The 6535-nt window shown below is 59.1% G+C and carries 5 protein-coding genes; 2 read left to right on the top strand and 3 right to left on the bottom strand.

Annotated elements, in window-relative coordinates; translation table 11 throughout:
• Nucleotides 1-261: 261 nt before the first annotated feature.
• On the top strand, nt 262-1128 hold the full coding sequence (locus HUU46_25310; GenBank protein ID NUM56962.1) for an EF-hand domain-containing protein: 867 nt from the start codon (nt 262-264) through the stop codon (nt 1126-1128).
• A gap of 191 nt (nt 1129-1319) precedes the next feature.
• On the opposite strand, the gene murJ is transcribed toward HUU46_25310, so the two are convergent.
• The gene (gene murJ, locus HUU46_25305; protein NUM56961.1) at nt 1320-2918 is read right to left on the bottom strand and encodes a murein biosynthesis integral membrane protein MurJ; all 1599 of its coding nucleotides are present in this window, start codon (nt 2916-2918) and stop codon (nt 1320-1322) included.
• A 215-nt stretch (nt 2919-3133) separates the two neighbouring features.
• Here murJ and HUU46_25300 point away from each other — a divergent pair, with 215 nt between their 5' ends.
• Nucleotides 3134-3886: a glucose 1-dehydrogenase gene (locus tag HUU46_25300; protein NUM56960.1), complete on the top strand. Its 753-nt coding sequence runs from the start codon at nt 3134-3136 to the stop codon at nt 3884-3886.
• Nucleotides 3887-3909: 23 nt separating this feature from the next.
• Here HUU46_25300 and lnt read toward each other — a convergent pair whose 3' ends face one another.
• Both lnt and HUU46_25290 read right to left on the bottom strand, forming a co-directional pair.
• On the bottom strand, nt 3910-5481 hold the full coding sequence (lnt, locus tag HUU46_25295) for an apolipoprotein N-acyltransferase (GenBank protein NUM56959.1): 1572 nt from the start codon (nt 5479-5481) through the stop codon (nt 3910-3912).
• A gap of 14 nt (nt 5482-5495) precedes the next feature.
• A partial coding sequence (locus tag HUU46_25290; GenBank protein ID NUM56958.1) for a type II and III secretion system protein occupies nt 5496-6535 on the bottom strand: 1040 nt, incomplete at its 5' end.

Here is a 6535-nt window from a genome sequence, read left to right as displayed (position 1 = left end):
GACGGGCCGCCCCTGCGGCGGAAAAGAGTTCCTTGCACAACTCGAGGGTCTCGTCGGACGTCTCCTGCAGCCCCGCAAACGCGGGCGCAAACCTCAGCCCAAACCTACGACGCAAGGCGACGCTCTGAAGAATACCAGAATACTAGGGCTATAGGAAATTAATTCGTAGTCTGTCCCTAAATTTTGCTAGTGGAACTTCTCGGCCCGGTTCGTGTTTGAGTGATCGTTGCGAGAAACTGCGAATTCTGAGGAGATATGCACATGAACCGCCCTTGGATTCTACTCTTGGCCGGCGCTCTAGCTGTCGCCGCCGTCGCCGGCCATGCCGACGATGCCGCCACGGCCAAGCAAAAGCCGGCCAAGCGAGCCGCACCCGACAAGATTGACGCAGATGGCGATGGGAGAGTCTCCTTCGACGAAGTGAAGGCCGTGTTCCCAAACATCACCGAGGCGAAATTCAAGGCGCGCGACAAGAACGGCGATGGTTACCTCTCGCCGGACGAACGTGTCATCAGCGACCCGAAACCGAAACCGGGCGCAGCCCCTGCGCCTGCACGGATGCCGGGCGGGGAGCCAGGCCAGCTCTTTAAGAAGGCGGATCGGGACCAAGACGGCCGTGTCACGTGGGAGGAAGTTCACGCCCTCGCGCCGCGATTCCCCGAGGAGCGCTTCCGGCAATTGGACGCGAACAGCGACGGCGCGATAACCACGGACGAACTCCCGTCGGCTCGCGACCGAGGTGCGATTCCCACGAAGCCGGGCGACATCGGGAAAGACACAAGTGTTGCGCAGTTCGCGCGAAAAGCCGATACGGACCGCAACGGCCTGATTACGTATGAAGAGATGCAGGCAGTCTATCCGAAGTTCCCGCGCGAGCGTTTCGACGAGTTGGATAAGAACTCGGATGGCGTGTTGTCAATGGCGGATCGCGCGCAAGCCGATCGCGATAGCAGGCAGGGAATTGACGAGAACCTCGCCAAACTGCTCGAGTCGGATTCGAACAAAGACGGCAAGCTGACGTTCGGGGAATTGACTACCGCGAAAGCGGGGTTCCCGCGCGAGGCGTTCGATCAAGCCGATCGAAACAAAGACGGCGTCATTACGGCGGACGACGCAAAGCGGAAGTAGGGCATTCCAGAGCAATTTAAGTTTGAGCATACGGGCTGTTTCGTGCGCTTTCTTGTGAGTCATCACCCGTCCTCTGTAGCCCCGCTACTTCGGAGGGCAAAGGAGGGTCGTGCTTGCACTCGATAGTCGAAGAATCGAGTACGATGACGACCAGGGGCACGAGCACGTGGTGCAGCCGACCTTGAAACCCGCTAGCGCTTGGCGAACCGTCGCGTAACGAGTTGCGCGAAACTGTGGAGTTCGCTTACGCCGAACATCCACGACAACGCGAGGAATGCGATTACCCCAGCCGCGATGGGCACTCCGGTGTGCGCCATGCGTTCCATGATCGCGTCACCGGGCATGACTCGTAGCATGCCGGCATAGGCCGCATAGGCCGCCGCCGCCATCCCGGCCGTCGCGGCCGTCATCCTTACCAGCGCGGTTATAAACGGACCGTCCCACAGCGCGCCATGCCGTGCGCTCAGTAACGCGAACAGCGCGAGAAAATTTGCCGTGTAGGAAATTGTCGTTGCCCAGGCCAGGCCCTTGAAGCCATATGGTTTCACCCAAAGTGCGCACAACAAAATGCTCAGTGCGATGCAACCCGTCGAAATAATGACGGGAGACCGCGTGTCTTTTACCGCGAAGAAGCCCGAAATGGTTACCTTTACCCACGCAAACGAAAGGAGGCCCGCGGCGTAGATTGCGGTCGCGATAGCCGTATTCGTGATGTCGTAGTCGCTGCCATATTCGCCCCACCCGAAGAGCAGCTTCACGATGGGCTTGCCAAGCACCATCAATCCAACCATCGACGGAACCACCATAAAGAAACTTTGGCGCAGTCCCTGCATGATGACGTCGCGCATTTCGCCGAAATCGTTGCGCGCGGCGGCGCGTGTGGCCGCGGGCAAAACGGCCGCCGCGGTCGCGAAACCGAATATCGTCAGCGGGAGCTGGACCAGCCTGTTTGCGGAGTACAACCACGTTACGGCGCCCGCCTCGCTTTTGTATGCGAAGGTGAGGTCGACGAGTTTGTTCACCTCGCCCGCGGCCTGTCCGACAATGACCGGCCCAAGCAATGCGAACATCGTAAGCACTTCCTTGCGCCTTACGTGAAATGTTGGCTTCCATACGCCGGCGTAACGGCCCATCGCGACGTACTGCACGGCCGCTTGGGCGATGCCTCCAATCCACACGCCAATTACCAGCGCCCATGCGGGCGCGACCTGGATTTGCGTGGAAGCGACGACGCAAACGATCATCGCAACGTTCAAGAGAGCGGGGGCCCACGACGGCGTCGAATAGTGCTTGACGGTAAACAGCGTGGCCATCGAATACACCGCGATACCGATGAAGAAGATGTAGGGAAACGTCCAGCGGCCAAGCGCAGTAAGGAGCTCGATTTCGCCGGCGGAGTACACCTTTCCGCCGGTGATGGGTTGCAGTGCATTGATGCCGTCGAGCATCTCGGGCACGAAGACTACGCCGAGGGCCACGACGGCGCCCAACACGAGGAGCATTGTTCCAAACGCCGCCGCCGCTACGTCGCGGAACGCCTTATCCTTCCTCTTCTCAAGCGTCTCGGAAAGCACAGGGATGAAGGCCGCGTTCGCGGCGCCTTCACCCACGATATCGCGCAACATGTTCGGCAACCGAAAGGCGAACAAAAAGGCTTCGCGAGGGCCAACCGGCACCAATGTGACGAGCAGTGCGTCGCGTACGAGGCCGAGCACGCGGCTCAACATCGTGCCTAACGCGAAGATCGCGGCGAACTTCGAGAGACCATGCCGATCGCTTTTGTCAGTCATAGGAACGCGGAGAATCTTATTGTTTACAAATGAGCCGGAGCGTAGCACTCGTGAGACACCCAATCAAGCGAACTCGATGCGTTTCCGCCCGCACCGTCCGGCTCCGGAATAAGCATTCATTATCGGCTGTTTTGGTTGGAACACAGAACAGGCGCGTCATCGAGGCGCACCAAATCCGAAGATTCGTCCAACAATGATAAGGATACAATTCCGCCATGGGAAAACTCGCGGGAAAAGTTGCGGTAGTAACCGGGGCGTCGAAAGGTATCGGCGCATCTATTGCGGAACATCTCGCGGCCGAGGGCGCGTCGGTTGTTGTCAATTACGCGAGCAGCAAGTCCGCGGCGGATGCCGTTGTAAAGCGCATTACCGATAAGGGAGGGAAGGCCATCGCCGTTCAGGCCGATGTCTCGACGCCGGAGGACATCACCCGCTTGTTCGCGGCGGCGAAGTCCGCCTACGGCAAACTCGACATACTGGTGAACAACGCGGGTATCTTCGAGTTTCTTCCGCTGGAAGCAGTGACGCCGGAGCATTTCCACAAACAGTTCAACCTGAATGTGCTCGGCCTGATCCTTACTACGCAGGAGGCCGTGAAGCATATCGACGGGAATGGCGGTTCGATTATCAACATCAGTTCGATTGTCGGGCAAATGCCCGTGCCGACGGGGTCGGTTTACAGCGCGACGAAGGCCGCTGTTGACGCCATTACGGTCTCGCTTTCGCAGGAACTCGGCCCAAAACGAATACGAATCAATTCGATCAATCCTGGAATGGTCGAAACCGAGGGGCTGCACGCTGTCGGGTTTGCCGAAAGCGATTTTCGCAAGCAGATCGAAGCAACAACCCCGCTGGGTAGAATTGGGCAACCCGAGGACATCGCCAAGGCCGCCGTGTTCTTTGCGTCGGACGATTCCGGGTGGGTCACTGGGCAGACGCTGATTCTTTCAGGCGGCCAACGGCAATAGCGCCAGCGCGCGGAGTTCAAGCATCAGTCTTGTCGATGGCGGCGTTTGTGAATCCATGCAAGTGCACATGACAGCGCAGTGAGCGTAAGCGCAAGTGCCAGAAAGACGTTTGGGACTACGCTCGGTCCGCTGCCCATGGGCCTATCGACAGGCGCGGCCACGGGGAATACACCGCCGAACCGTGACATGATTACGTCACTGTTGCTCGCAATCTCCGCGTCAAACCAATGGGTCGCATCGCGGAAGTACACGTTGACGACGGAGAACCGTCCCCACGGATCGAAAACGCCTGAGATGCCGGTGTTCGCGCAATGGACTAGCGGCAGGCGTGTCTCGATTGCGCGCATGCGCGCCACCTCGAGTTCCTGCGCTATTGCATTGCTTCTCCCAAACCATCCCAGGTTTGTGACAACTACCAGATAGTCTGCGCCCTCGTTGCGCAGCGCTTCCGACATCCAAGGGAACAAGACCTCAAAGCAAATCAACGGGCCCAGCTCGCGCCCTTTGGTCTCAAAGGTCTTCAACGTCGTACCGTGCTCGATATCGCCAATCGCCGGCACGACCTTGCCGATGAAGGGCACGAACTCTCTCAACGGGACATATTCTCCAAACGGCGCAAGATGAATTTTGTCGTAATAATCCGCGACCACGCCATCGGGATCGACGAGGTATGCTGCGTTCATGCTGCCGTCCGTTTCCGGGTTCGTGCGGTGCGCGCCGGCGAACAGATACGCGCCGGAGTCACGCGCGAGCGTTGACACTTCGTCGATGATTCCCGGCGTTTCGATGTCCTCCATGATCAACGCTTCGGGCCACACGATGAGGTCGATATTTTCGCCGTTCGTCAGTACGCGCGATTTGTCGGCGGCGTTGCGGACCATGTCAACGGCGTACTCGGGGTCCCATTTCATTTCGAGCGGGAAGTCAGCCTGCACGATGGCCGCTTTGAGCGGCTGGCTTTCGTAGTTCGGTGTGCCCATCATCATCGCGCCGATGCCGTGTGTGATGAAAAGCATCACGACTGCAGTGCCGGCACGGAGGATGCGCGCCCGCTTCTCGGCCCACGCCTCGGCGAGTAGCGCGTTAAACGTAACGACAAATGCGCTCACGAGCGGGACCCCGCCGATCGCCGCCCATTGCGCCAACCACAAGTCACTTGCCTGCGAGTACGCGATAGCGCTCCAACCGAACCCGGTGAACGCGAACGACATCACGAATTCCATTGCGCCCCACACGATCGGGAGTAACAGTTCGCGCGGGACCCAAGTTAGTTTCGAAGCCATAAATCGCCACGCCGCGCCCGTTACGAACCAGAACATGGCGAGAATAAACGAGAGCGCGACGTAACCCCACCATGCCCAGCCACCCGCCCAGTAGACATTGCTCATCAGCCATTGAAGCAAGACGAGGTGGAAGACGAATCCCGCGACGAAGAACTGCATGCCGGCAGCGCGCGGCGTCATCGAGTGTGTTCGCCTGACGAGCGGCGCCAGCGCTACCCACGCGAGAGGATAGATGTGGTAGGTCGGAAAAGCGAGTGCAAGCGCGGCGCCGCACAATGCGGGTACGAGATACTGCCGGAGAAATTCGCGCACGTACGAGGAGCTTTCTACAAGTCCTCGTTCATTAGTTGCACTTCCTGCTGCAGTTGCTCGCTGTTCTCCCATTCTTTCCCTTGCCAGAAGTTGAGTGCGCTTTCCATCTCCGGTTTCATTGTACGAAGATCGATGATGGTAGGCGAAATGAAGATGAGCAACTGACTGTTAACGGCGTCGTTCGATCGGGAGCGGAACGGCAAACCGATCACGGGCAGACCCCCGATAAACGGGACCCGCCGCTCCGTCCTGCGGATGACGCGGCTCGATAATCCGCCGATAACCAGCGTCTGCGCGTTTGGAACGATTACCGAACCGATCTGGCGCCGCGCCGAGAAAACCGGCACCTGCAAGCCTTGGATAGGCGTTTCCTTCAAGCGATCGCTCACGTCGAGATTGGGAATCGTGATTCCAATCAAGTCCGGCGCGCGTATCGAAGCCTGTATTTGGATGTTGACGCCGAGGCTGCGCCACGTAATCTTGAGTGTTGGGACCGCCGTCGTGTACTGGACCGTCTGAAACGGGATTTCGTCGCCGGAGCGGATTTCCGCCATGCCGTTATTGGCCACAATCAGTTCCGGTTTCGATATCAGATCGGAGTCCGAAGTCGTCTCGATTCCCCGCAAGATTCCATCAATGGTACCGCGGCCCGTGTCGAGGATCGAGTATGTCAGCCCGGCGCCGCGCTGCGCATTGATAAGGAATTCGCCGGGGCGGGTTGGGTCGGGGATGATTGTGTTCCCGGGGGTCCACGCGGTATCCGACTCAGGTGTAAGCCTGACATTATCGGGATAGGTGTTGCTGTCTGGCGCGGGAAGCGTCGCGCGCAGGTCGCGAGAAGACGGACTGAACGTCTCCGTTCTAACACGTTCCAGCGATCCGCTTTGTTCTTCGCCGCGAACAAACCGCGTGTAGTTCAAGTTCGAGCCAATTTCACGCAGCCCAGCCTCGTCCGTCTGGCTGATCCAAATCTGGATTTGCACCTGCCGAATGTCCGTCAACGTGGGTGGCGGGGGCGGCGCGGGGGTTGGCGCGGCCGCTGGAGGGGCAGCAG

The sequence above is a fragment of the Candidatus Hydrogenedentota bacterium genome (genome assembly GCA_013359265.1).
Lineage (GTDB): Bacteria > Hydrogenedentota > Hydrogenedentia > Hydrogenedentales > SLHB01 > JABWCD01.
This window is presented reverse-complemented; position numbering and strand designations above follow the sequence as displayed.

What these genes read in the sequence shown, in the direction of transcription:
- HUU46_25310 (NUM56962.1), top strand. Translation starts at nt 262, where the DNA reads ATGAACCGCCCTTGGATTCTACTCTTGGCCGGCGCTCTAGCTGTCGCC.
- murJ (NUM56961.1), bottom strand. Translation starts at nt 2,918, where the DNA reads ATGACTGACAAAAGCGATCGGCATGGTCTCTCGAAGTTCGCCGCGATC.
- HUU46_25300 (NUM56960.1), top strand. Translation starts at nt 3,134, where the DNA reads ATGGGAAAACTCGCGGGAAAAGTTGCGGTAGTAACCGGGGCGTCGAAA.